Source organism: Rhodococcus sp. TAF43, assembly GCF_052113525.1.
In the GTDB taxonomy this organism is placed as follows: domain Bacteria; phylum Actinomycetota; class Actinomycetes; order Mycobacteriales; family Mycobacteriaceae; genus Prescottella.
In genome coordinates this window covers 41,489-61,877 of sequence record NZ_JBFRDL010000045.1, presented here as the reverse complement: position 1 = coordinate 61,877, position 20,389 = coordinate 41,489, and the positions used below count along the sequence as shown (strand labels likewise).

At 68.5% G+C, this 20,389-nt stretch carries 19 protein-coding genes; 13 read left to right on the top strand and 6 right to left on the bottom strand.

The genetic code is table 11. The features are described from left to right. The first annotated feature begins 95 nt into the window (after positions 1–95). The 4 genes from purS (at position 96) to AB4Z09_RS22460 (ending at position 2,772) form a co-directional block, all read left to right on the top strand. A complete protein-coding gene (gene purS / locus AB4Z09_RS22475) occupies positions 96–332 on the top strand; it encodes a phosphoribosylformylglycinamidine synthase subunit PurS (RefSeq protein ID WP_114720701.1) in 237 nt (78 codons plus the stop codon). Further along, positions 329–1,006 (top strand): phosphoribosylformylglycinamidine synthase subunit PurQ, encoded by a 678-nt coding sequence (purQ, locus tag AB4Z09_RS22470; RefSeq protein WP_114720703.1) that lies wholly within the window; start codon positions 329–331, stop codon positions 1,004–1,006. Before purS ends, purQ begins: the two co-directional genes overlap by 4 nt. Positions 1,007–1,122: 116 nt before the next feature. After that, entirely contained in the window at positions 1,123–2,199 is a 1,077-nt protein-coding gene (locus AB4Z09_RS22465) for an NAD(P)H-dependent amine dehydrogenase family protein (protein WP_114720706.1), read from the top strand. A 93-nt stretch (positions 2,200–2,292) separates the two neighbouring features. Beyond that, entirely contained in the window at positions 2,293–2,772 is a 480-nt protein-coding gene (locus tag AB4Z09_RS22460; protein ID WP_114720709.1) for a carboxymuconolactone decarboxylase family protein, read from the top strand. A gap of 58 nt (positions 2,773–2,830) precedes the next feature. Here AB4Z09_RS22460 and AB4Z09_RS22455 read toward each other — a convergent pair whose 3' ends face one another. Continuing rightward, positions 2,831–3,778 (bottom strand): Dyp-type peroxidase, encoded by a 948-nt coding sequence (locus AB4Z09_RS22455; protein WP_442240694.1) that lies wholly within the window; start codon positions 3,776–3,778, stop codon positions 2,831–2,833. Between the two features lie 118 nt (positions 3,779–3,896). Between AB4Z09_RS22455 and AB4Z09_RS22450 the strand changes: the two genes are divergently transcribed. From AB4Z09_RS22450 to AB4Z09_RS22440, 3 genes are all read left to right on the top strand, one after another. Then, positions 3,897–4,247: a VOC family protein gene (locus AB4Z09_RS22450; protein ID WP_114720712.1), complete on the top strand. Its 351-nt coding sequence runs from the start codon at positions 3,897–3,899 to the stop codon at positions 4,245–4,247. A 24-nt stretch (positions 4,248–4,271) separates the two neighbouring features. Next, positions 4,272–5,573, top strand: a complete 1,302-nt coding sequence (locus AB4Z09_RS22445; RefSeq protein ID WP_442240693.1) for a M18 family aminopeptidase — start codon at positions 4,272–4,274, stop codon at positions 5,571–5,573. A gap of 165 nt (positions 5,574–5,738) precedes the next feature. Continuing rightward, positions 5,739–6,452, top strand: a complete 714-nt coding sequence (locus AB4Z09_RS22440) for a hypothetical protein (RefSeq protein ID WP_442240692.1) — start codon at positions 5,739–5,741, stop codon at positions 6,450–6,452. A gap of 143 nt (positions 6,453–6,595) precedes the next feature. Here the strand turns inward: AB4Z09_RS22440 and AB4Z09_RS22435 are convergent, their stop codons facing one another. Continuing rightward, positions 6,596–8,236: a class I adenylate-forming enzyme family protein gene (locus AB4Z09_RS22435; RefSeq protein WP_442240691.1), complete on the bottom strand. Its 1,641-nt coding sequence runs from the start codon at positions 8,234–8,236 to the stop codon at positions 6,596–6,598. Positions 8,237–8,357: 121 nt separating this feature from the next. Here AB4Z09_RS22435 and AB4Z09_RS22430 point away from each other — a divergent pair, with 121 nt between their 5' ends. Beyond that, a complete protein-coding gene (locus AB4Z09_RS22430) occupies positions 8,358–9,221 on the top strand; it encodes a TetR family transcriptional regulator (protein ID WP_174908314.1) in 864 nt (287 codons plus the stop codon). A gap of 6 nt (positions 9,222–9,227) precedes the next feature. Here AB4Z09_RS22430 and AB4Z09_RS22425 read toward each other — a convergent pair whose 3' ends face one another. From AB4Z09_RS22425 to AB4Z09_RS22415, 3 genes are read right to left on the bottom strand one after another with little or no spacing between them, the layout of a single operon-like run. After that, on the bottom strand, positions 9,228–10,055 hold the full coding sequence (locus AB4Z09_RS22425) for an SDR family NAD(P)-dependent oxidoreductase (protein WP_174908316.1): 828 nt from the start codon (positions 10,053–10,055) through the stop codon (positions 9,228–9,230). Beyond that, positions 10,055–11,731: a class I adenylate-forming enzyme family protein gene (locus tag AB4Z09_RS22420; protein ID WP_442240690.1), complete on the bottom strand. Its 1,677-nt coding sequence runs from the start codon at positions 11,729–11,731 to the stop codon at positions 10,055–10,057. Before AB4Z09_RS22420 ends, AB4Z09_RS22425 begins: the two co-directional genes overlap by 1 nt. Further along, on the bottom strand, positions 11,728–12,693 hold the full coding sequence (locus AB4Z09_RS22415; protein WP_174908318.1) for a cyclase family protein: 966 nt from the start codon (positions 12,691–12,693) through the stop codon (positions 11,728–11,730). Before AB4Z09_RS22415 ends, AB4Z09_RS22420 begins: the two co-directional genes overlap by 4 nt. Before the next feature lie 344 nt (positions 12,694–13,037). Between AB4Z09_RS22415 and purL the strand changes: the two genes are divergently transcribed. Genes purL through AB4Z09_RS22400 form a run of 3 tightly spaced genes read left to right on the top strand, consistent with a single transcriptional unit; the run spans position 13,038 to position 17,767 of the window. Next, on the top strand, positions 13,038–15,317 hold the full coding sequence (purL, locus tag AB4Z09_RS22410) for a phosphoribosylformylglycinamidine synthase subunit PurL (protein WP_114720729.1): 2,280 nt from the start codon (positions 13,038–13,040) through the stop codon (positions 15,315–15,317). A 3-nt stretch (positions 15,318–15,320) separates the two neighbouring features. Then, positions 15,321–17,105: an alpha/beta hydrolase gene (locus AB4Z09_RS22405; protein ID WP_442240689.1), complete on the top strand. Its 1,785-nt coding sequence runs from the start codon at positions 15,321–15,323 to the stop codon at positions 17,103–17,105. Continuing rightward, positions 17,102–17,767, top strand: a complete 666-nt coding sequence (locus AB4Z09_RS22400; RefSeq protein ID WP_442240688.1) for a CPBP family intramembrane glutamic endopeptidase — start codon at positions 17,102–17,104, stop codon at positions 17,765–17,767. The genes AB4Z09_RS22405 and AB4Z09_RS22400 overlap by 4 nt, the downstream gene beginning before the upstream one ends. 7 nt (positions 17,768–17,774) lie before the next feature. Here the strand turns inward: AB4Z09_RS22400 and AB4Z09_RS22395 are convergent, their stop codons facing one another. Next, a complete protein-coding gene (locus tag AB4Z09_RS22395) occupies positions 17,775–18,221 on the bottom strand; it encodes a PPOX class F420-dependent oxidoreductase (protein ID WP_442240687.1) in 447 nt (148 codons plus the stop codon). A 69-nt stretch (positions 18,222–18,290) separates the two neighbouring features. Between AB4Z09_RS22395 and AB4Z09_RS22390 the strand changes: the two genes are divergently transcribed. Both AB4Z09_RS22390 and purF read left to right on the top strand, forming a co-directional pair. Further along, a complete protein-coding gene (locus AB4Z09_RS22390; protein WP_114720741.1) occupies positions 18,291–18,677 on the top strand; it encodes a sterol carrier family protein in 387 nt (128 codons plus the stop codon). A 118-nt stretch (positions 18,678–18,795) separates the two neighbouring features. Continuing rightward, the gene (gene purF, locus AB4Z09_RS22385) at positions 18,796–20,376 is read left to right on the top strand and encodes an amidophosphoribosyltransferase (protein WP_114720743.1); all 1,581 of its coding nucleotides are present in this window, start codon (positions 18,796–18,798) and stop codon (positions 20,374–20,376) included. Positions 20,377–20,389: the final 13 nt, after the last annotated feature.

The window sequence follows — 20,389 nt, the reverse complement described above, 5'->3', positions numbered from 1 at the left end:
GTTCACTCGATGCGGAGTCGCACGGGGCAGCCCGCTAAACTCCTGGATGCCCGGTGCGATCCCGGGCGCAAACCAGCCATAGCGAGGAGCAGCACGTGGCCCGTGTCGTTGTCGATGTCATGCCCAAGGCCGAAATTCTCGACCCGCAGGGGCAGGCCATTGTCGGGGCCCTGTCCCGACTCGGTCATGCCGGTGTGTCGGATGTTCGCCAGGGTAAGCGTTTCGAGCTCGAGGTCGACGACACCGTCAGCGACGACGAGCTCGCCAAGATCGCCGAGTCGCTGCTGGCGAACACGGTGATCGAGGACTGGAAGGTCACGCGAGTCCAGTGAGCGCGCGCATCGGAGTCATCACCTTCCCGGGCACGCTCGACGACGTCGACGCCGCCCGCGCAGTCCGCCTCGCCGGTGGCGAGGCCGTCAGCCTGTGGCACGGCGACGCCGACCTCAAGGGTGTCGACGCGGTCATCGTTCCCGGTGGCTTCTCCTACGGCGACTACCTGCGCTGCGGTGCCATCGCGCGCTTCGCGCCCGTCATGGGCGAGGTCGTCAAGGCTGCGGACGGCGGCATGCCGGTCCTCGGCATCTGCAACGGCTTCCAGGTGCTGTGCGAGGCGGGTCTCCTGCCGGGCGCACTGACCCGGAACGCGGGCCTGCACTTCATCTGCCGCGACCAGTGGCTCAAGGTCGAGTCCAACTCGACGGCGTGGTCGTCCCGCTACGAGGTCGGCGCCGAGATCCTCGTGCCGCTCAAGTCCGGTGAGGGCCGCTACCAGGCGTCCGAGCAGGTGCTCGACGAGCTCGAGGGCGAGGGCCGCGTCGTGTTCCGCTACGCCGGCGACAACCCGAACGGTTCGCAGCGCGGCATCGCCGGCATCGCATCGGCCAACGGTCGCGTCGTCGGCCTCATGCCGCACCCCGAGCACGCCACCGAGTCGCTGACCGGCCCGAGCGACGACGGCCTGGGCATGTTCTACTCCGCGCTCGAGAGCGTGCTGACGGCCTGAGCCGCCGACTTATCGAGACCTGAAGGGACCCTTCGGCCGCTGCGAGCGGACGAAGGGTCCCTTCGTCTGTGCGGAAGTGGGTACGCGAGTCGACCTGGTTCGCTAGCGTCCCGCGCATGATCACCACTGTCGTATGGGGCACCGGCAACGTCGGCCGCGCGGCGATCCGCGCGGTGCACGCCAACCCGCATCTGGAACTGTCCGCGGTCGTCGTGCACAACCCCGACAAGGTGGGACGCGACGCCGGCGAGTTGGGCGACGTCGGCGAGCAGCTCGGTGTCGCCGCGACCGCCGACATCGACGACGTGCTCGCGACTCGCCCCGGCGCGGTCGTCTACGCGGCATCCGGCGAGGTCCGGCCCGACGACGCACTCGCCGACATCGTCCGCGCGCTGCGCACCGGTGCGGTGGTGGTGACGCCGTCGCTGTACGCGCTCTACGACCACCGCAGCGCGCCGCCCGAGCTCCGTGACCCCGTGCTCGAGGCGATCCGGCTCGGCGGCGGGTCGCTGTTCGTCTCCGGGGTGGACCCGGGCTGGGGCAACGACGTGCTGCCGCTGCTGATCAGCGGGCTCGGTTCCACCGTGGATGTGATCCGTTGCCAGGAGATCTTCGACTACGCGGACTACGACCAGCCCGACTCGGTGCGCTACCTCGTCGGGATGGGCCAGCCGATGGACTACGAGCCGCCGATGATCGCGCCGACCGTCCCGACGATGGTGTGGGGCGGCCAGATCCGGCTGATGGCGCGGGCGCTCGGGCTCGAACTCGACAAGGTGGGCGAGACCGTCGAACGGCGCGCCCTCGAAACGGACGTCACGACCACGTCGATGGGGGACTTCTCCGCGGGCACCCAGGGCGCTCTGCGGTTCGAGGTGCAGGGCATCGTCGCCGGCATCCCGCGGATCATCGTCGAGCACGTCACCCGGATCCACCCGTCGTGCGCCCCGGACTGGCCGACGCCACCCGACGGCGGCGCCGGCGCGCACCGTGTGATCGTCGAGGGGCGGCCGCGGATCGAGGTCACCGTCGAGGCCACGGACGAGGGTGGCAGCCGCGCGGCCGGTGGCAACGCCACCGCCGTCGGGCGCCTGGTCAACGCGATCGACTGGCTCGTCGCGGCCGAGCCCGGCCTGTACGACGCCCTCGAGGTTCCGCTCCGTCCGTCTCCGTCGATGCTGCCGCGCCGCTGACCCGCCCCCCGAATTCCGACGCAGTCCGGACTCGATTGCCGAGTGGTGAGAATCTGCACCACACGACGGCTTCGGCGGAGCACACTGGGCGCCATGAACATCGACATTCCAGAGGGCAAGGACCCGGTCGGCTACGTGTGGGGCGAGATGGTCCCCGGAATCGGGATCCCGGCCTCGAAATTCTCGCTGTCCGTGTACGCGAACTCGACGCTCGACCTGCGGGAGTTCGAGGCTGCCCGGCTGCGGATCGCGCAGATCAACGGCTGCATCGTCTGCATGGACTGGCGCACCGAGCGCGACGGGCAGAAGGTGGAGGACGACTTCTTCGAGGCCGTCGAGAACTGGCGCACCACCGACGCCTTCGACGACCGTGTCCGGCTCGCCGCCGAGTACGCCGAGCGGTACGCGCTCGATCACCACAACCTCGACGACGAGTTCTGGGCGCGGATGAGTGCTCGGTACAGCCAGGCCGAGATCGTCGAGCTGTCGATGTGTCTGGGCTCCTGGATCGCGTTCGGCCGGCTCAACCACGTGCTGGGACTGGATACCGTCTGCGCGTTGCCGGGCAGCTGAGCCGGGTAAGACGGCCGGGTCAGACGGCCGGGTCAGAGGGCCGGGTCAGAGGGCCGGGTCAGAGGGCCGGGGTCGGCGGCAGCGCGTCGAGGAAGTCCTCGCTGGGTGCGAAGAACAGCGAACCGGTGACCGCCACCGAGAAGTCCAGCAGCCGATCGTAATTGCCGCGCGGGCTGCCGAGGAACATGTTCTCGAGCATCCGCTCGGTGATCGCGGGCGTTCGGCAGTAGCCGATGAAGAACGTGCCCATCTCGTCGCCGACCTGGCCGTACGGCATGTTGGCGCGCAGGATCTCGAGCGCGTTGCCGTCGTCGTCCTTGATCGCATTGAGGGCGACGTGCGAGTTGGCGGGCTTGACGTCGTCGGTCATCTCGACGTCGTCGGGCTTGCTGCGACCGATCACCCGCTCCTGCTCGTCGACCGGCAGCGCCTCCCAGTCGGCCATCGTGTGCACGTATCGCTGGATGTGCACGTACGAGCCGCCGGCGAACCCCGCGTCCTCCGCGCCGACGGTGACTGCCGCGACCGCCTGCTGTCCGCTGGGATTCTCGGTGCCGTCCACGAACCCGATGAGGTCGCGGTTCTCGAAGTACCGGAATCCGTGCACCTCGTCCACCACCGTGGCCGCGCCGTCGAGACGCTTGACGATCTGGTGGGCGAGCTCGAAACATGCGTCCGGCGTCTGGGCCCGGATGTGGAACAGCAGGTCGCCGGGGGTAGCGGGCGCGACGTGCTTGTCGCCGCGCAGTTCGACGAACTCGTGCAACTGCGCCGGCCGCGGCCCGGTGAACAGCCGGTTCCACGCAGCGGATCCGATCGCGACCACCAGTTCGAGGTTGGAGCCGGGAACCCGCAGGCCCACGGCACGACCCATCCCGGTGACATCGGTGAGTAGGTCCCGGACCGTTGCCTCCCCGCCGGGTGCCACGGTGGCGACGAGGAAGATCGCGGCAGGGGACAGCGGGGTGGCCACCGGCTGGGACTGGGGGAGGGACACGTCGTTCATCGGACTCCGGTTCGTGCGGCGCGGCCGCACGTGCGACTGCAGTCGATCTTGGGGGCGTGGCCAATCTAGCGTCTGCTTCCGACGGCCGAATGTCGGTCCCACGCGCTAACGTCCGGGCATGACGCTGACACTGGGCATGATCACGTTCGATTCGACGGATCCCGGGCCGCTCGCGCGCTGGTGGGCGGACCTGACGGGCGGCACGATCGAGGCGGAGAACGACGGCTGGTTCTACATGGTCGGGGTTCCCGGCTGGGGACAGAAGCTGGGATTCCAGAAGGTCGACGACCCGACCCCGGGCAAGAACCGGCTCCACATGGACATGACCTCTCCCGATCTGGACGCGGAGGTCGAGCGGGTAGTCGCGGCGGGCGCCACCGAGGTGCACCGGGAGAACATGGACGGCTTCCGGTGGGTGGTGTTCGCGGACCCGCAGGGCAACCAGTTCTGTGTCTCGGGAGCACACTGATCCGGGTACTGCATGATTGTCGGTATGCCATCGATTACGCAGGCTGACGCCCAGGGATTGTGTGCCTTCGTCGACGCGTCGCCGTCCCCGTTCCACGTGTGCGCGACGGTCGCGGCCGAGCTGACCGAGAACGGTTTCACCGAGCTGCGGGAAACCGAGGCGTGGCCGTCCGCGCCCGGGCGCTACTACCTGATCCGCGGCGGGTCGTTGATCGCATGGAGCACCGAGGACGGGACAGCCGGCGGCGCGTCAGTTCCCTCGTGGCCGTTCCGGATCGTCGGCGGGCACACCGACAGCCCGAACCTACGGGTGAAGCAGCACCCGGACCTGGTGTCGGCCGGCTGGCAGATGGTGGGCCTCGAGCCGTACGGCGGCGCGTGGCTCAACTCGTGGCTCGACCGCGATCTCGGCATCTCCGGCCGGCTCAGCGTCCGCTCCGGGGACGCGGTCGAGGAGGTGCTGGTCCGTGTCGATCGACCGATCCTTCGGGTGCCGCAGCTGGCGATCCACCTGTCCGAGGAGCGCAAGGGCGTGCAGCTGGACCCGCAGCGGCACGTCAACGCGGTGTGGGGGACCGGGACCGAACCACGATCGTTCGTCGGTTTCCTCGCCGGTGAGGCGGGAGTGGCGGCCGAGTCGGTGCTCGGTTGGGAGCTGATGACCCACGACCTGGCGCCCAGCACGGTGGTCGGCGAGGACGAGTCCCTGATCAGCGCGCCGCGCCTCGACAACCAGGGCACCTGCTACGCCGGAACGCAGGCGCTGCTCGCCGCGGTCGCCGAGCCGGGCGAGAGCACCCCGGTGCTCGCGCTGTTCGACCACGAGGAGGTCGGCAGCATGTCCGACCGCGGCGCCTTCTCCGATCTGCTCAACTCGGTCCTCGAGCGGATCGTCCTGCTCCGGGGTGGTGGTCGGGAGGACTTCCTGCGGGCGATGTCCGGCTCGGTGTGCGCGTCGGGCGACATGGCCCACGCGACGCACCCGAACTACCCGGACCGGCACGAGCCCGCGCACCGCATCGAGATCAACGGCGGCCCGGTCCTCAAGGTCAACCAGAATCTGCGCTACGCCACCGACGCGAGCGGGTCCGCGGAGTTCGCGCTCGCGTGCGACCGCGCGGGAGTCCCGTTGCAGCGGTACGTGCATCGCGCCGACCTGCCCTGCGRCTCGACGATCGGACCGATCACCGCGTCCCGGACCGGGCTGTCCACGGTCGACGTCGGCGCCCCGCAGTTGGCGATGCACTCGGCGCGAGAACTGATGGGTGCCCGCGACGTCGGCATGTACGCGGACGCACTCGCGGCGTTCCTCACGCCGGTGCGATAAGGGGAGAGTTTCCCGTTCTCCTGCGGTACTGGACGGTGGTCCAGTAGAAAGAGGCACGTCTGTAATCGAGTCGGCCCGAAGCGGGTCGACCAGGGTTGCTCCTGCGCTGACTGCGGGGATGTTCGGCGAACGGCAGCGGCCCATCAGGACTGAATGGAGAACTGCATGTCCCGTAGCTCGATGCGCCGCCTCGCGGCCGCAACCGCTTCCGTCGCGCTGGTCGCCGCCGGTGTCACCCTCGGCCTCGGCGCCTCGGTGGCACAGGCCGCGCCCGCATGCCAGCAGACGTCGACCACCACGAAGCAGGACTTCTGGACCGTCGGTGTCACGCATACCTACAGCAAGACCGTCAACGTTACGGAGGCGGCGGCGGGGAACGAAGTGACGTACAAGACGGTGGTCGGAACCACCGGTATCGGCAACCCGTACGTCAATCGGATCACCGACTACCCGCCGGCCGGATTCGGTGCTCCGGTCCGCGCCAGCGTGACGTCGTACCACCTGCCGTTAGGGCAGGTGTCCGAAGGTGTAACACCTGTCAAGAGTGGAAACGGCTACGACGTCACCAGCACCGGGTGGTTCGTCAACTCCGGAAACCCGGTGACGCTCGAGGTCACCTACAACGTCCCGGACAACGTTTCTGTCGGAAACCCGATCACGAGCGGTGGCATCTCCACCGGCGGAACCGTCGGTGTCGGGGCGGACTTCCCGAACCTGACCTCTTGCTTCACCGTCCGCGCGAAGAACGCCGGCGAGTCCGTCTCCGGCAGCCTCGACGGGGCCGGCCTCGGCTCCTCGGGCGGTCAGATGTCATCCACCGGTTCGATCAGCGACATCCTCGGTGACACGATCACCAGGATTCTGCAGAACGGCAGCTAGTCAGGATGCCGAGCGCGCCTGTGACGGGCGCGCTCGGCGCGTGACGACGAGGACCTCCGGTTCGAGCGTGTCGTGTCCCGGACACGACGGTCGGCCGGAGGTCCTCGCGTTCGTGTGCGCTGCCTCGGACGCGCCTCGACGGCTCACAGTCGACTGCGAATCAGCTTTCCTGTGACGGTTCTCGGCAGAGCGGCCACGAACTGGACTTCACGCGGATACTTGAATGCGGCCATCGAACGACGACCGTACTCGATGAGATCCAGCTCGCGGAGTTCCGAGCCGTCGCGGACGACGACGAAAGCCTTCACCGACTCGCCTCGGTAGTCGTCCGGAATGCCAACCACCGCAGCTTCTTTCACGTCGGGATGGTTCAGCAGAACCTCTTCGACCTCGCGCGGCCAGATCTTGTAGCCCGATGCGTTGATGACGTCGTTCTTGCGGTCCAGGACGTAGAACCATCCGTCCCGGTCCATGAACCCGACATCGCCGGTCGGAAACGTGGTTGTGCCGGCGACGGTTTCGCCGTCGTCGGGGTTCGGCCAGTATCCGTGGGCCACCTGTGGCCCCGTGGTCACCAGTTCACCCACGTCGCCTACCGGAACGTCCTGGCCGGAGTCGTCGACCACGCGTACATCCGTGTTGTACACCGGAATTCCGACCGATAGCACCCCGGTCTCGGCGTCCACCGGTGCTCGCCGGCCGAACGGTACGGCGTGCGATGGGGAACTCGTCTCGGTCTGGCCGTACATGTTGTGGATGTACTTGCCGAATACGGTTTCGAGTCGGCTCAGAACGGTGGGGGAGACCGGTGCACCGCCCGAATAGAGCGCGGACAACGAGTCGAGGTCGGTGGCGTCCGCCCCGGCGTCGGCCAGCGCGATGTAGGCGGTGATCGCCGCCATCGCGAACGTCGGTCGATGCTCTCGAACGGAGTCGAGCATCACCTCCGGGTGGAAGCGGTGAGTCAGCACGAGCGGTGATCCCAGGAGGAATCCCACCATCACGTGTCCGACCAAGCCCGAGACGTGGAACAGCGGCGAGAGCCCGAGCACACGGTCGCCCGGACCCAGTTGCGCCCAGTCCCGGTACACCTGCGCGCTGAAGACGAGGTTGCGATGCGACAGCATGGCCCCCTTCGGAAAACCGGTGGTTCCGGAGGTGTACATGATCATCGCCAACTCTCCCGGCCCCGGGCTGTCGGTGATCGTCGGACGGTGCGCGCGGTCGTGGGCGGCAACGAGTTCGTACAGGTCCGTGGCGCCCGTCGCGATCCGGCGGCTCGCGGCGAACAGGCGGGCGTCGTTGCGACTCTGGCCGTCGAGTGCCGACACGGTGACGATGTTGCCGATGGGGCATTCACGAAGCGCTGCCTGAGCAACGGTCTCGAACACGTCCTCGAGGATCAGAATTGCCTTGGGACGGCAGTCGTTCACGAAATGGGCGAACTCCCGTTCCTTGCACATCGGGCTGAGCGACACGGATGTGCCGCCCGCTCGCCACGCCGCGACGACACCGATCAGGAACGCCGGGTTGTTCTGCGTGCACACCGCCAGGCGGTCTCCGCGGCCGAATCCCCGTTCTTGGAGGTGACAGGCCAGAGCATCCGCCGCCGCGGACAGTTCACTGTAGGTGAGCGTGCCGTCGAAGTAGTGGATGGCGACGTCCGCCGGCGCCCGTTGCACCGCGGCGTCGAACATCGCCAACGCGTTGTCGAAGTCGGGAGTGATCGAATCGGGATGCTCGGCGGGGAAACTGGCGAGCCACGGCCTGTTCGGGGATGTCACCTTCTCACCTCTCTCGATCCCGCACTGCTTGCCGCCCCGGAGGACGCTCGGCGAGACGCACTAAACCCTACGACACGGAGACATCATCGGACGCGGTGATCCGATCGCTACGATGTTCAGCATGGCTGAACGAGCTGCTGTCGCTGTGGGCCCGAATGTGCGCCGCGAGCGAAACCTCGTGGGCGTGACCCTTCGCGAGTTGGCGGCACGGATCGGCGTCAGCGTCGGAACGATGAGCGCGATCGAGAACGACAAGGTCTCGCCCACGCTGATGCGCCTTCAGGAGATCGCCGACGAACTCCAGATTCCGATCAAACGGTTGCTCAGCGGGCCGGTCGCTGATCCGTCGCCGTCGGTCCCGGATCCGGCCGCAACCGACGCGAGCGCGTGGCGTGAGTTCGCGCCGTTGTCGGTTGATCCGGTGTTGCGTTCGGCAATAGATGTCTTCACGGAGACCGGCTACCACGCCGCGACCATGCGGATAATCGCCGACGGCGCCGGCATCAGTGTGGCCGGCGTCTATCACCACTACCGCAGTAAGCAGAGCCTGTTGGTCGCCATCTTCGAGCTGATCATCGAGGAGGTGCGGGTCCGCTTGATCCGAGCCAGGGACGAGGGCGGAGCGGATCCGGTCGAGCGCTACTCGAACATGGTGGAGGCACTCGCGCTCTATTACGTGGTGCGTAGCGACATTGCGGTGGTGGGCACCAACGAGACACGAAGCTTGGAAGAACCGGCAGCTGGCCGCATCGCTGCGGAGCGCCGCGGGATGCAGGACCTGATGGACGCCGAACTCGATCGGGCGGCCGCAGCGGGTGCGGTCATACGTCCCCGGCCGCACACGACCGCGCGGGCCGTCACGACGATGTGTGCTGCGCTGCCCCAGTGGTTCGACCCGACCGGGCCACTCTCCCCGGAGCAGATCGCGCAGGAGTACGCCGGTCATGCCCGCGCGATGCTCGGCATGCGACCGGCGTACTCCTAGCGTCGATCAGTCGACTTCGGAGTCGGTGACGCGCCGATGTCGCTGCATGCCGGAGATCCAGCGCTCGATGTCGGCGGCTTTCCGTGCTCGGAAGTCGGCCACCTCGGCGTGGGGAAGAACGAGGAACTGGTTGTGAGCGACACCGTCGACCGCTTGGCGGGCAACCTCTTCCGGTGTCATCACTTCCCCCGCACGGGTGATCGTGGCGGCGGCCGATCGCATCTGCCGGTCCGATGATTCGGAGGCGTCACCGATCATCGCGGTCGCGATGCCCATCGGGCACACGCAGGTCACCGATACGCCCAGGTCGCCGTACGTCACGGCGAGCCACTCGGCGAAACCCACGACGGCGTGCTTGGTCACCGAGTACGTCGGCGAACCCAACTGCGTCAGCAGGCCCGCCGCCGAGGCGATGGACACGAACCGACCGCCGCCTCGCTGCAGCCACGACGGGACGAGAAGGCGGGCGGCACGTACGTGTGCCTGTACGTTGACCTCCCACGAGGTACTCCACTCCTGCTCCGTGGCATCCAGGCCGAAGCCTTGGAAGACACCGGCATTCGCGACGTACAGGTCCACCGGGCCGAATGTCGAGTCCGCGAGCGCCAGGGTTCGTTCGATGTCGTGCGAGTCGGCGGCGTCGCCGGCGATCCACTCGACCCGATCGCCGTGTACCCGACGCAGCGTTTCGCCCGCCACCTGCAGGCCGTCTTCGTCCCTGTCGGCCAGGACCACGCGACATCCGCGACCCAGCAACTCGCGCCCCAGTGCGAACCCGAGGCCGTGGGCAGCGCCGGTGACAACGGCGACCGACCCATTCAGTTCGGGCCCCATCACAGCGCTCCCGCCGCGGGAATTCCGTTGTCGCGGAAAGCTCGCCGCAGGATCTTCCCGGTAGCGGTCTTCGGTAGCTCGGAGACCACCACGATCGAGCGCGGATACTTGTATGCGGCCATGCGCTCGCGACAGAACTGGATCAACTCCTCCTCGGTCGCCGACGCGCCCGAGGCCAACGACACGAATGCCTTGACGGTCTCGCCGCGGTACTCGTCGGGAACGCCCACGACCGCTGCCTCCCGCACGGCGGGGTGCCCGTACAGCACGTCCTCGACCTCGCGCGGCCACACCTTGTAGCCGGAGGCGTTGATCATGTCCTTCTTGCGGTCGACCAGATAGAACCATCCGTCCGCGTCCATGAATCCGACATCCCCGGTACGCAACTCACCGCCCGGCATCGACGCGGCGGTCGCCTCCGGATTGTTCCAGTAACCGGGGGCCACCTGGGGGCCGCTCGCGGCGAACTCCCCGATCTGTCCGGCGGGAACCTCGTTGCCGTTCTCGTCGAGAACCCGTACGACGGTGTTGAACACGGGCACGCCGACCGAGAGGGCGCCGGATTCGTGATCGACGGGTGCACGCATCCCCGCGGGCACCGCGTGCGTGGGCGAACTGGTCTCGGTCAGCCCGTAGATGTTGTGGATGTAGGTCCCGTACATCGATTCCAGGCGGTCTGCGACCGCCGGTGCCACAGGTGCACCGCCCGAGTAGATCGCCCGCAGCGACGAGAAGTCGTCGGGACACGCGCCGTCCGCGCCGGCGAGTGCGATCAGGGCGGTGATCGCTCCGATGGTGAACGCCGGACGGTGCTCTCGGATCGAATCGAGCATGACCTCCGGCTGGAAGCGGTGCGAGAGGACGAGCGGTGACGCGGTCAGGAACGCCACCATGATGTGCCCGACGAGTCCGGAGATGTGGAAGAGCGGGGCGATCCCGAGCACGGGATCGCCGTCACGCAGATGGGCCCAGTCGCGGTATGTCTGGGCGTTGAACGCAAAGTTCGCGTGAGTGTTGACGGCGCCCTTCGGCTTGCCGGTCGTACCCGAGGTGTAGGTGAGGATCGCGAGTTCGTCGCCCTCGATGCTCACCGGGTCGGGCTTCCGTCCGTCGTGGTTGCCGATGATGGCGTACAGGTCATCGGTGGCGAGGCTTCTCCGGGTCGCTCCACCGAACAGGCGACCGTCGTTGCGGCGCTGTCCGTCGAGCGCCGACGTCGTCACGACCAGTTCTACCGCCTTTTCCTCCTGCGCGAGTACGGGTTCCGCCACCGACTCGTACAGGTCGTCGAGGACGAGCAATGCGCGCGCGCCCGAATCCTGCAACAGGTACGTGACCTCGCGCTGCTTGTTCATCGGATTGACGGCGACGGCGGCACCGCCGCACTTCCACGCCGCCAGCAGTCCGATGACGAACGCCGGGTTGTTCTGAACGAAGAGCGCCAGGCGATCGCCACGGCCGAAGCCCCCGCGCTGCAGGTGGTTCGCGAGTGCATCGGAGGCGGCATCGAGTTCGCCGAACGTCGCCGATCCGTCGAAGTACCTGACGGCGGGCATGGCCGAGGCGCGCCGCACCGCCGATCCGAACATCTCGAGACCGTTGTGGAACTCGGGGGTGATCTCGGGGCCGAGTCCCTCCGGGTAGAGGCGCAGCCAGGGGCGGTCCCGGTAGGTCACTTGATCACCACCGGGTTGACCGGGGCGCCGGTGGCCTGATGAATCTTGAGCGGGGCCGCGACATAGAAGAACTCGTAGGTTCCGTCCGCGGCGCAGTCGGCGGCGAGACTCTCGAGATCGCAGATCTCGGTGAAGGCCACGCCGAGGTTGCGCATCAGGGCGTTGTGCAGGACCAGCGCCATCCCGTTGTGGGGATCGGTGGTCACCTCGTTCGCGATGGTGTCGGTGACCAGGTTGGGAATCTCCTTGTCCCGGAACCATTCGACGAGTTCGGGGGAGTAGACCAGGCCCGGCTCGCAGAAGTCCGCGTAGAACGCCTCCCGGTCGCGGAAGAACATCTCGAGATGGTTGGTGCGGATGATGATGATGTCGCGGTTGCGGATCTCGATGCCCTGTCGTTCCGCGCAGGCCTCGAGGTCCTTGTGGTCGAACGTCTCGCGTTGCCCGAGGTACTCCTTGTCGAAGTGTCGCGCCATGTCGAGCAGGATCGCTCGGCCGACGATTCCGCGCTGGGCGATCGGTTCCACGCTGGCCTTGGACATGCCGCCGACCGTGCTGCGGGCGTCGTAGCCGTTCCAGATCTTGCCGTCGTACCAGACGTGGCCGAGGGCGTCGTACTGCGTCGAGCCCTGCAGGAAGGCCTCGATCTTGTCGTCGGCGTAGTGGAGTCCGCCCGGGAAGCATGGGCCCGAACCGCCTTCGTCCCAATCCGATTCGTCGTAGATCATCTCGCGCTCGGCCGGCTCGCGGCCGGGCCACACCGGATCGCCCTTCGGGTCGCCGATCAGCCGCTGGAGGGTGAAGACCGACCCCCGTCGGATCAACGCCGCACCGGCGAGGACCTGCTGCGCGGTCAGGTAGTTGAGGCTTCCGACTTCGTCGTCGGCCCCCCACTTGCCCCAGTTGCTGGGCGATGCTGCCAGCAGATCCGTGAGATCTGACAGTTCGATGTCGGTCGACATGCGCTTCCCTTCCTCCCAATGAACTGAACCGAGCGAGCGTTCAGGCGGTTCAGTCAGAGGGTGGCAGGCATGAGGCGGCGTAGTCAACCCCCAAAATTCGTGTCGGGGCCGATGGGCTCCGGCGCGGTGTTCAGGCAGGGTGAACACGTCGCGCCGCACTTGCCGCATGGGCGGTACGGCGTCCCGGGGCGTCCGCGTGCTCGGCAGGGTTCACTGGTGACGCGGGCGTGGGCGGTGTCGGACCGGTCGTGCGCAGCGCGTCGGTGCGCCCGGCTAGACTTTGCCCTGGCAGCGCGCCGCCCGGCCTGCCGATTCGATCCCAGAGGGAAGGGACCATAAGCCCCGTGTCTCCGCAGGTAGATACCGTCACGCACGCTTCCGCGACTCCCGACGTCGCCCAGCCGTTCAAGGAGCTGGGCCTCAAGGACGACGAGTACGCCCGCATCAAGGAGATTCTCGGCCGCCGTCCCACCGACGCCGAGCTCGCGATGTACTCGGTGATGTGGAGCGAGCACTGCTCCTACAAGTCCTCCAAGGTGCACCTCAAGTACTTCGGTGAGACCACCACCGACGAGATGCGCTCGTCCATGCTCGCCGGCATCGGCGAGAACGCCGGTGTCGTCGACATCGGTGACGGCTGGGCGGTCACCTTCAAGGTCGAGTCGCACAACCACCCGTCGTACATCGAGCCCTACCAGGGCGCGGCCACCGGCGTCGGCGGCATCGTCCGCGACATCATGGCGATGGGCGCGCGTCCGATCGCGGTCATGGACCAGCTGCGTTTCGGTGCGGCTGATGCCCCCGACACCCGTCGCGTCGTCGACGGTGTCGTGCGCGGCGTCGGCGGCTACGGCAACTCCCTCGGCCTGCCCAACGTCGGCGGCGAGACCGTCTTCGACGCCTCCTACCAGGGCAACCCGCTCGTCAACGCGCTGTGTGCCGGCGCGATGCGCGTCGAGGACCTGCACCTGGCGTTCGCGTCCGGCGCCGGAAACAAGATCATCCTGTTCGGTGCGCGCACCGGCCTCGACGGCATCGGCGGCGTGTCCGTCCTCGCCTCGGAGACCTTCGACGAGAGCTCGGGCGGACGCCCGAAGAAGCTCCCCGCTGTGCAGGTCGGCGACCCGTTCACCGAGAAGGTACTCATCGAGTGCTGCCTCGACCTGTACAAGGCCAAGCTGGTCGTCGGCATCCAGGACCTCGGCGGCGCCGGGCTGTCCTGCGCCACATCGGAGCTGGCCGCGGCCGGTGACGGCGGCATGCACATCGACCTCGACCTGGTCCCGATGCGTGCCACCGGCATGACCGCCGCCGAGGTGCTCTCCAGCGAGTCGCAGGAGCGCATGTGTGCGGTCGTCACCCCCGAGAACGTCGACGCGTTCATGGAGGTCTGTAAGAAGTGGGACGTCCTGGCCACCGTCATCGGCGAGGTCACCGACGGTGAGCACCTCGTCATCGACTGGCACGGCGAGACCGTCGTCGACGCGCCGGCGCGCACCATCGCCCACGAGGGCCCGGTCTACGAGCGCCCCGTTGCCCGTCCCGACACACAGGACGCGCTGATCGCGAACACCACCGCGGGTCTGAAGCGTCCCGAGACGGCGGACGAGCTCAAGGCCACGCTGCTGAAGATGATCGCCTCGCCTGCGCTGTGCAGCCGCAAGTGGATCACCGAGCAGTACGACCGCTACGTGCGCGGCAACACCGTGCTCGCCGAGAACGCCGACGGCGGCGTGGTCCGTATCGACGAGGAGACCGGACGCGGCATCGCGCTGGCCACCGACGCGTCGGGCCGCTACACCATGCTCGACCCGTACGCCGGTGCTCAGCTGGCGCTGGCCGAGGCGTTCCGCAACGTCGCCGTCACCGGTGCCACCCCGAAGGCCGTCTCCAACTGCCTCAACTTCGGTTCCCCCGAGGATCCGGGCGTCATGTGGCAGTTCCAGCAGGCCGTGCGTGGCCTCGCGGACGGCTGCGCCAAGCTCGGCATCCCGGTCACCGGCGGCAACGTCAGCTTCTACAACCAGACCGGATCCACTGCGATCCTGCCGACCCCGGTCGTCGCGGTCCTCGGTGTGATCGACGACGTGCACCGTCGCATCCCCACCGGCCTGGGCCTCGAGCCGGGCGAGACGCTGATCCTGCTGGGCGAGACCCGGGACGAGTTCGACGGGTCCATCTGGGCCCAGGTCGAGCACGATCACCTCGGTGGCGTGCCGCCGAAGGTCGACCTCGAGCGTGAGCAGCTGCTGGCCGACATCCTGCTGGCCGGCTCGCGTGACGGCCTCATCTCCGCCGCCCACGACCTGTCCGAGGGTGGCCTTGCGCAGGCCGTCGTCGAGGCAGCGCTGGCCGGCGAGACCGGCTGCCGGATCCTGCTCCCGGAGGACGCGGATCCGTTCGTGACGCTGTTCTCGGAGTCGGCCGGCCGCGTGCTGGTCGCAGTACCCCGCACCGAGGAGACCCGCTTCACCGGAATGTGCTCCGCACGGGGTCTACCGTGGGTCCGTATCGGCGTCGTCGACGAGGGTTCCGACTCCGTCGAGGTCCAGGGTCAGTTCTCGGTCTCCATGGCCGAGCTGCGTGAGACGTCCGAATCGACCCTCCCGGCACTGTTTGGGTGATGTGTGACGGACTCGGGGGTCGAGCGGGAGGCGGTCGCTGAGCTGCGGGAGGATCCGCGGCCGGTGACACCTGTCCTCACCCCCGGGTTCGATCAGCGTCACCCGTTCGTCCTGTGGGCGTGGGGCCTGCTCAAGCTCGACTTCACGGGCATCGCGTTCGCTTCACTGTTCTTCTGCTGGTCCCTGACGCCGTCGCTGCTTCCGCGCGACTGGCTGTTCCAGGGACTCATCGGCGGTATCAGCGCTGCAATCGGCTACGCGGTCGGCGCCGCCGTCGGGTGGGTGGTCTACGAGTTCGGCCTCGCACGCCGCCCCTGGTGGCCGCTGCCGGACCGGATCATGCTCGCCGTGAAGGTGTTCGTGCCGGTCGCGTCCGCGCTGGCCGCGGTGATCATGCTCATCTACGCGGCCGGATGGCAGCGTGAGCTGTCGGCGCTGATGAACGCCGAGGGCACCACCACCACGGGATACATCCGCACCGGCGGGCTCAGCCTGCTCGTGGCGGCCGCGCTCATCTCGCTGTGGCGGGTGCTGCGCGACCTGGTCCGCTGGGTCGCGCGCCAACTGAACAAGCGGCTCAAGATCCCGCCACCCGCCGCGTCTGCGGGCGGACTGGCCGTGGTGCTCGTGCTCGTCTTCATGCTTGTGGACGGAATCCTGCTCCGCGCCGGGTACGCCGCCGTGAACTCGATATTCAGTCTGCAGAACAACGAGACCCGGCCCGGTGCCGTGCAACCCCTGCTGCCCGAACGGTCCGGAAGCCCGGCATCGCTGGCATCGTGGGACACCCTCGGGTTCGAGGGCCGCAACTTCGTCTCCGGCGGCATCCACGCCGGCGAACTGACCGCCGCGAACGGCAAGCCCGCCAAGGAACCCATCCGGGTGTATGCGGGTCTCGAGACCGCCGACGACACGGCCGCGCGGATGAACGTCGTGCTCGACGAACTGGAGCGGACCGGCGCGTTCGAACGCAAGGCCCTCGTCATCATTCCCACCACGGGGACAGGATGGGTCAATCCCACCGCGGCGCAGGCCATCGAACTCGTCGAGAACGGCGACAGCGCACTGGTGGCGGCGCAGTACTCGTACCTGCCGAGTTGGATCTCGTTCATCGCCGACCGCGGGAAGGCGGCGGTGGCCGGGAACGCGTTGATCCACGCGGTGCACGACCGTTGGCTCACGAAACCGGAGGCCACCCGCCCCAAGCTGTACGTGTACGGCGAGAGCCTCGGCACCCAGGCCGGCGAGGGCGCCTTCGACGGTCTCGCCGACATCCGCGAGACCGTGGACGGTGTGCTGTGGGTGGGTCCGCCCAACGCCAATCCGCTGTGGAGTGCGCTCACCGACCGGCGTGACCCGGGCACCCCGGAAGTGCAACCGGTGTACGCGGACGGTCTGGTGGTCCGGTTCGCGGACGACGCGTCGGCGATCCCCGGCGATCAGGGGCCGTGGCTCGAGCCGCGGGTGCTCTACATCCAGCACCCGTCGGATCCCGTGGTGTGGTGGTCCACCGATCTCGCGTTCACCCGCCCGGACTGGCTGTCCGAGCCGCCGGGATTCGACCGGTTGCCGTCGATGAAATGGTTCCCGTTCGTGACGTTCTGGCAGGTGAGCGCCGATCTCGCGAATGCCGCGGGCGTCCCGGACGGGCACGGCCACAACTACGGCACCGTGATCCTCGACGGCTGGGTCGCCGTCACTGCGCCCGAGGGCTGGACGCCTGCCGACACCGAACGGGTGCGCGCCACCCTCGAGAACCTGCGCGGGCACGACGGGCCCGAGAAGTGAGCCGGGCGGCCGGGCCGGCCACCGCGGCCGCGCTCGTCGCCTGGAACAACGCGGTGCTGCCCGCGCTGCGGCTGTCGTCGCGGGGCCGGGCGACGGCCGGAACCCTGGTGGCGCTCGGCGCCACGGCGGCCGGGCTGGCGCGCGGGCTGCACCGCGACGAACTGGGGCTCGGCAACGTCCGCTCGGGGCTGGCGTGGGGGAGTGCCGCCGCCGCGGTCCCCGTCGTCGGTTATGTGGGCGCGCTCGCGATGCCGTCGCTGCACAGCCGTTTCACGGTGCCCGACGAGGTGCGGCACGACTTCGCCGAGTGGGTGTCGGCGCACATTCCGTTCGGCACCGTCGTCACGGAGGAGTTGCTGTTCCGGGGCGTGCTGACCGCGTTGACCGACCGCGCGTTCCCGCCGGCCGCCGCGACGGCGGTCCGGGCGACGGCCTTCGGGCTGTGGCACGTGCACCCGGCACACGTGGCGGGCGACTCGGTGGTCGGCACCGTCGCTTTCACGGCCGCCGCATCGATCCTCTTCGACCGGCTGCGCGCGGTCAGCGGCAGCGTCCTCGCGCCGGCACTGCTGCACCTGGCGGTCAACGTCGGTGGCGCGCTGCTGCTGCGGCGCATCCGGGTCGTCACCGGCCCGGTCGAGGTGCCGCTGCCGCCGGTGTGACCGGCGGTCAGGGCAGCTGCGCCATGCCGTAGACGTGGTCGGCGCGGACCCGCAGGACCAGACGCCGCTCGGCGACCATCGCCCGACGGAACTCGTCCCAGTCGTCGTGCTCGCCTCCGGTGGCGGCGCGGTAGACCGCGATGAGTTCGTCGACGGTCGCGTCGCCCGGATCGGCGGCGACGGGCGTCAGCTCCGCGTCGCCCTCGATCACCGCGTAGCTCCAGAAGTCGGCGGCGCTCACGTGAAGCGACACCCGCGGATCGCGGGACGCATTACGGGTCTTCGCGCGATCCGCGGTGACCGAGATCCGCGCGGTGCGCGACTCGGGGTCCCACGCGTAGATGATGTTGGACAGTTGTGGCCTGCCGTCGTGCTTGAGGGTCGCGAGGATCGCCCGGTTCTGGGACGCGACGAGATCGAGCAGCGGTCTCTGGGTGTCGGCTTCGATGCTCATGGACTGTGCAACTGCGCTGCCCGGAGGCTTGTTCCGCCGCCGCGGACGGGCTCAGTAGATTTGATGCTCATGCCAGCCCGCCGTGCCGTCGACCCCGCCGAACTCCGCAGTGCGCTGCTCGCCGTCGGGCCGTGGCTGCGCGGCGAGGACGAGACGAAGCCGGCCCGCGCGGACCTGGCCGCCGCGGTGCGGCTGAGTGCCCGCACCCTCGAACAGATCGCGCCCGGGTCGAGTGTCGAGGTCCGGGTGCCGCCGTTCGTCGCGGTGCAATGCATCGAGGGCCCGCGACACACCCGGGGGACCCCGCCCAACGTCGTCGAGACCGACCCGCGGACGTGGCTGTTGTTGGCGACCGGACGACTCGGATTCGACGACGCGGCGGCCGGCGGGTCGCTGAGCGCGTCGGGCAGTCGGGCCGGCGAGATCGCCCACTGGCTCCCGCTGATCCGCTTGTGAGTTCATGTGACGTGGGTCGCATCGACGTGATCCGACGCACCGACCGTCGAGTGTGCCTGGATCGGTAGTTAGAATGGGGCACGCCCCCCTCACCGAATCCCCTTAGGGAGCGCTTGCCGTGACTCGTGCCGAACTGTCGGTCAACAGTCGGAATCTTCTCGCTACGACCGCACCAGACGAGGACGAGAACGAACCTCGTGAAGAGTGTGGCGTCTTCGGTGTCTGGGCGCCGGGCGAGGACGTCGCCAAGCTGACGTACTACGGGCTGTACGCCCTCCAGCACCGTGGCCAGGAGGCTGCCGGCATCGCCGTCGCCGACGGCGCGCAGGTGCTGGTGTTCAAGGATCTGGGCCTGGTCAGCCAGGTGTTCGACGAGCAGACCCTCGGTGCCATGCCGGGGCATGTCGCCGTCGGCCACTGCCGCTACTCCACCACCGGGTCCACGACCTGGGAGAACGCGCAGCCGATCTTCCGCACCACCGCCGCCGGCACCGGCGTCGCACTGGGTCACAACGGCAACCTCGTCAACACCGCCGAACTGGCGCAGCGCGCCCGCGAGGCCGGCCTGATCAACGACAAGCGTCCCGGCGCGGCCACGTCCGACTCGGACATCGTCGGTGCGCTGCTGGCGCACGCCGCCGCCGACAGCACGCTCGAGCAGGCCGCGATGAAGCTGCTGCCGACGCTGCGCGGTGCCTTCTGCCTGACGTTCATGGATGAGCACACGCTGTACGCGGCGCGCGACCCGCACGGCATCCGCCCGCTGTGCCTCGGTCGTCTCGACCGCGGCTGGGTGGTCGCCAGCGAGACCGCCGCCCTCGACATCGTCGGCGCGTCCTTCGTGCGCGAGATCGAGCCCGGCGAGCTGCTCGCGATCGACGCCGACGGTGTCCGGTCGTCCCGCTTCGCGAACCCGGAACCCAAGGGCTGCGTGTTCGAGTACGTGTACCTGGCCCGCCCGGACAGCGTCATCTCCGGTCGTTCGGTGCACTCGACCCGCGTCGAGATCGGTCGCCGTCTCGCCAAGGAGCACCCCGCCGAGGGCGATCTGGTGATCCCGGTGCCGGAGTCCGGCACCCCGGCCGCGGTCGGCTACGCACAGGGTTCGGGTATCCCGTACGGCCAGGGGCTGATGAAGAACGCCTACGTGGGCCGCACCTTCATCCAGCCGTCGCAGACCATCCGTCAGCTGGGTATCCGCCTCAAGCTCAACCCGCTCAAGGAAGTCATCCGCGGCAAGCGCCTCGTCGTGGTCGACGATTCGATCGTCCGCGGCAACACCCAGCGCGCGCTGATCCGGATGCTCCGCGAGGCCGGCGCCCTCGAGATCCACGTGCGCATCGCCTCGCCGCCGGTCAAGTGGCCGTGCTTCTACGGCATCGACTTCGCCTCGCCCGCCGAGCTCATCGCGAACGGTGCCGAGGGCAGCGGCGTGAACGCCACGTTCGACGAGATGCTCGACGGCGTGCGCCGGTCGATCGGTGCCGACTCGCTCGGCTACATCTCGATCGACGGCATGGTCGCGGCCACCGAGCAGCCCCGCTCGCGTCTGTGCGCGGCGTGCTTCGACGGCAACTACCCGATCGCGCTGCCGGACGGGGGCATCGGCAAGAACGTCCTCGAGGGGATGTTGGAGTCGGCCGCGGGCGCCGCGGTCAGTCATGACAACGACAACGCGGACGCGCTGTCTCGTCCCTAGTTCGCAGGACCGT

Excerpts from the sequence above, each read along its gene's own strand:
- AB4Z09_RS22465 (WP_114720706.1), top strand. The coding sequence starts at position 1,123 with ATGATCACCACTGTCGTATGGGGCACCGGCAACGTCGGCCGCGCGGCG.
- AB4Z09_RS22460 (WP_114720709.1), top strand. The coding sequence starts at position 2,293 with ATGAACATCGACATTCCAGAGGGCAAGGACCCGGTCGGCTACGTGTGG.
- AB4Z09_RS22455 (WP_442240694.1), bottom strand. The coding sequence starts at position 3,778 with ATGAACGACGTGTCCCTCCCCCAGTCCCAGCCGGTGGCCACCCCGCTG.
- AB4Z09_RS22450 (WP_114720712.1), top strand. The coding sequence starts at position 3,897 with ATGACGCTGACACTGGGCATGATCACGTTCGATTCGACGGATCCCGGG.
- AB4Z09_RS22440 (WP_442240692.1), top strand. The coding sequence starts at position 5,739 with ATGTCCCGTAGCTCGATGCGCCGCCTCGCGGCCGCAACCGCTTCCGTC.
- AB4Z09_RS22430 (WP_174908314.1), top strand. The coding sequence starts at position 8,358 with ATGGCTGAACGAGCTGCTGTCGCTGTGGGCCCGAATGTGCGCCGCGAG.
- AB4Z09_RS22425 (WP_174908316.1), bottom strand. The coding sequence starts at position 10,055 with ATGGGGCCCGAACTGAATGGGTCGGTCGCCGTTGTCACCGGCGCTGCC.
- AB4Z09_RS22415 (WP_174908318.1), bottom strand. The coding sequence starts at position 12,693 with ATGTCGACCGACATCGAACTGTCAGATCTCACGGATCTGCTGGCAGCA.
- AB4Z09_RS22395 (WP_442240687.1), bottom strand. The coding sequence starts at position 18,221 with ATGAGCATCGAAGCCGACACCCAGAGACCGCTGCTCGATCTCGTCGCG.
- AB4Z09_RS22390 (WP_114720741.1), top strand. The coding sequence starts at position 18,291 with ATGCCAGCCCGCCGTGCCGTCGACCCCGCCGAACTCCGCAGTGCGCTG.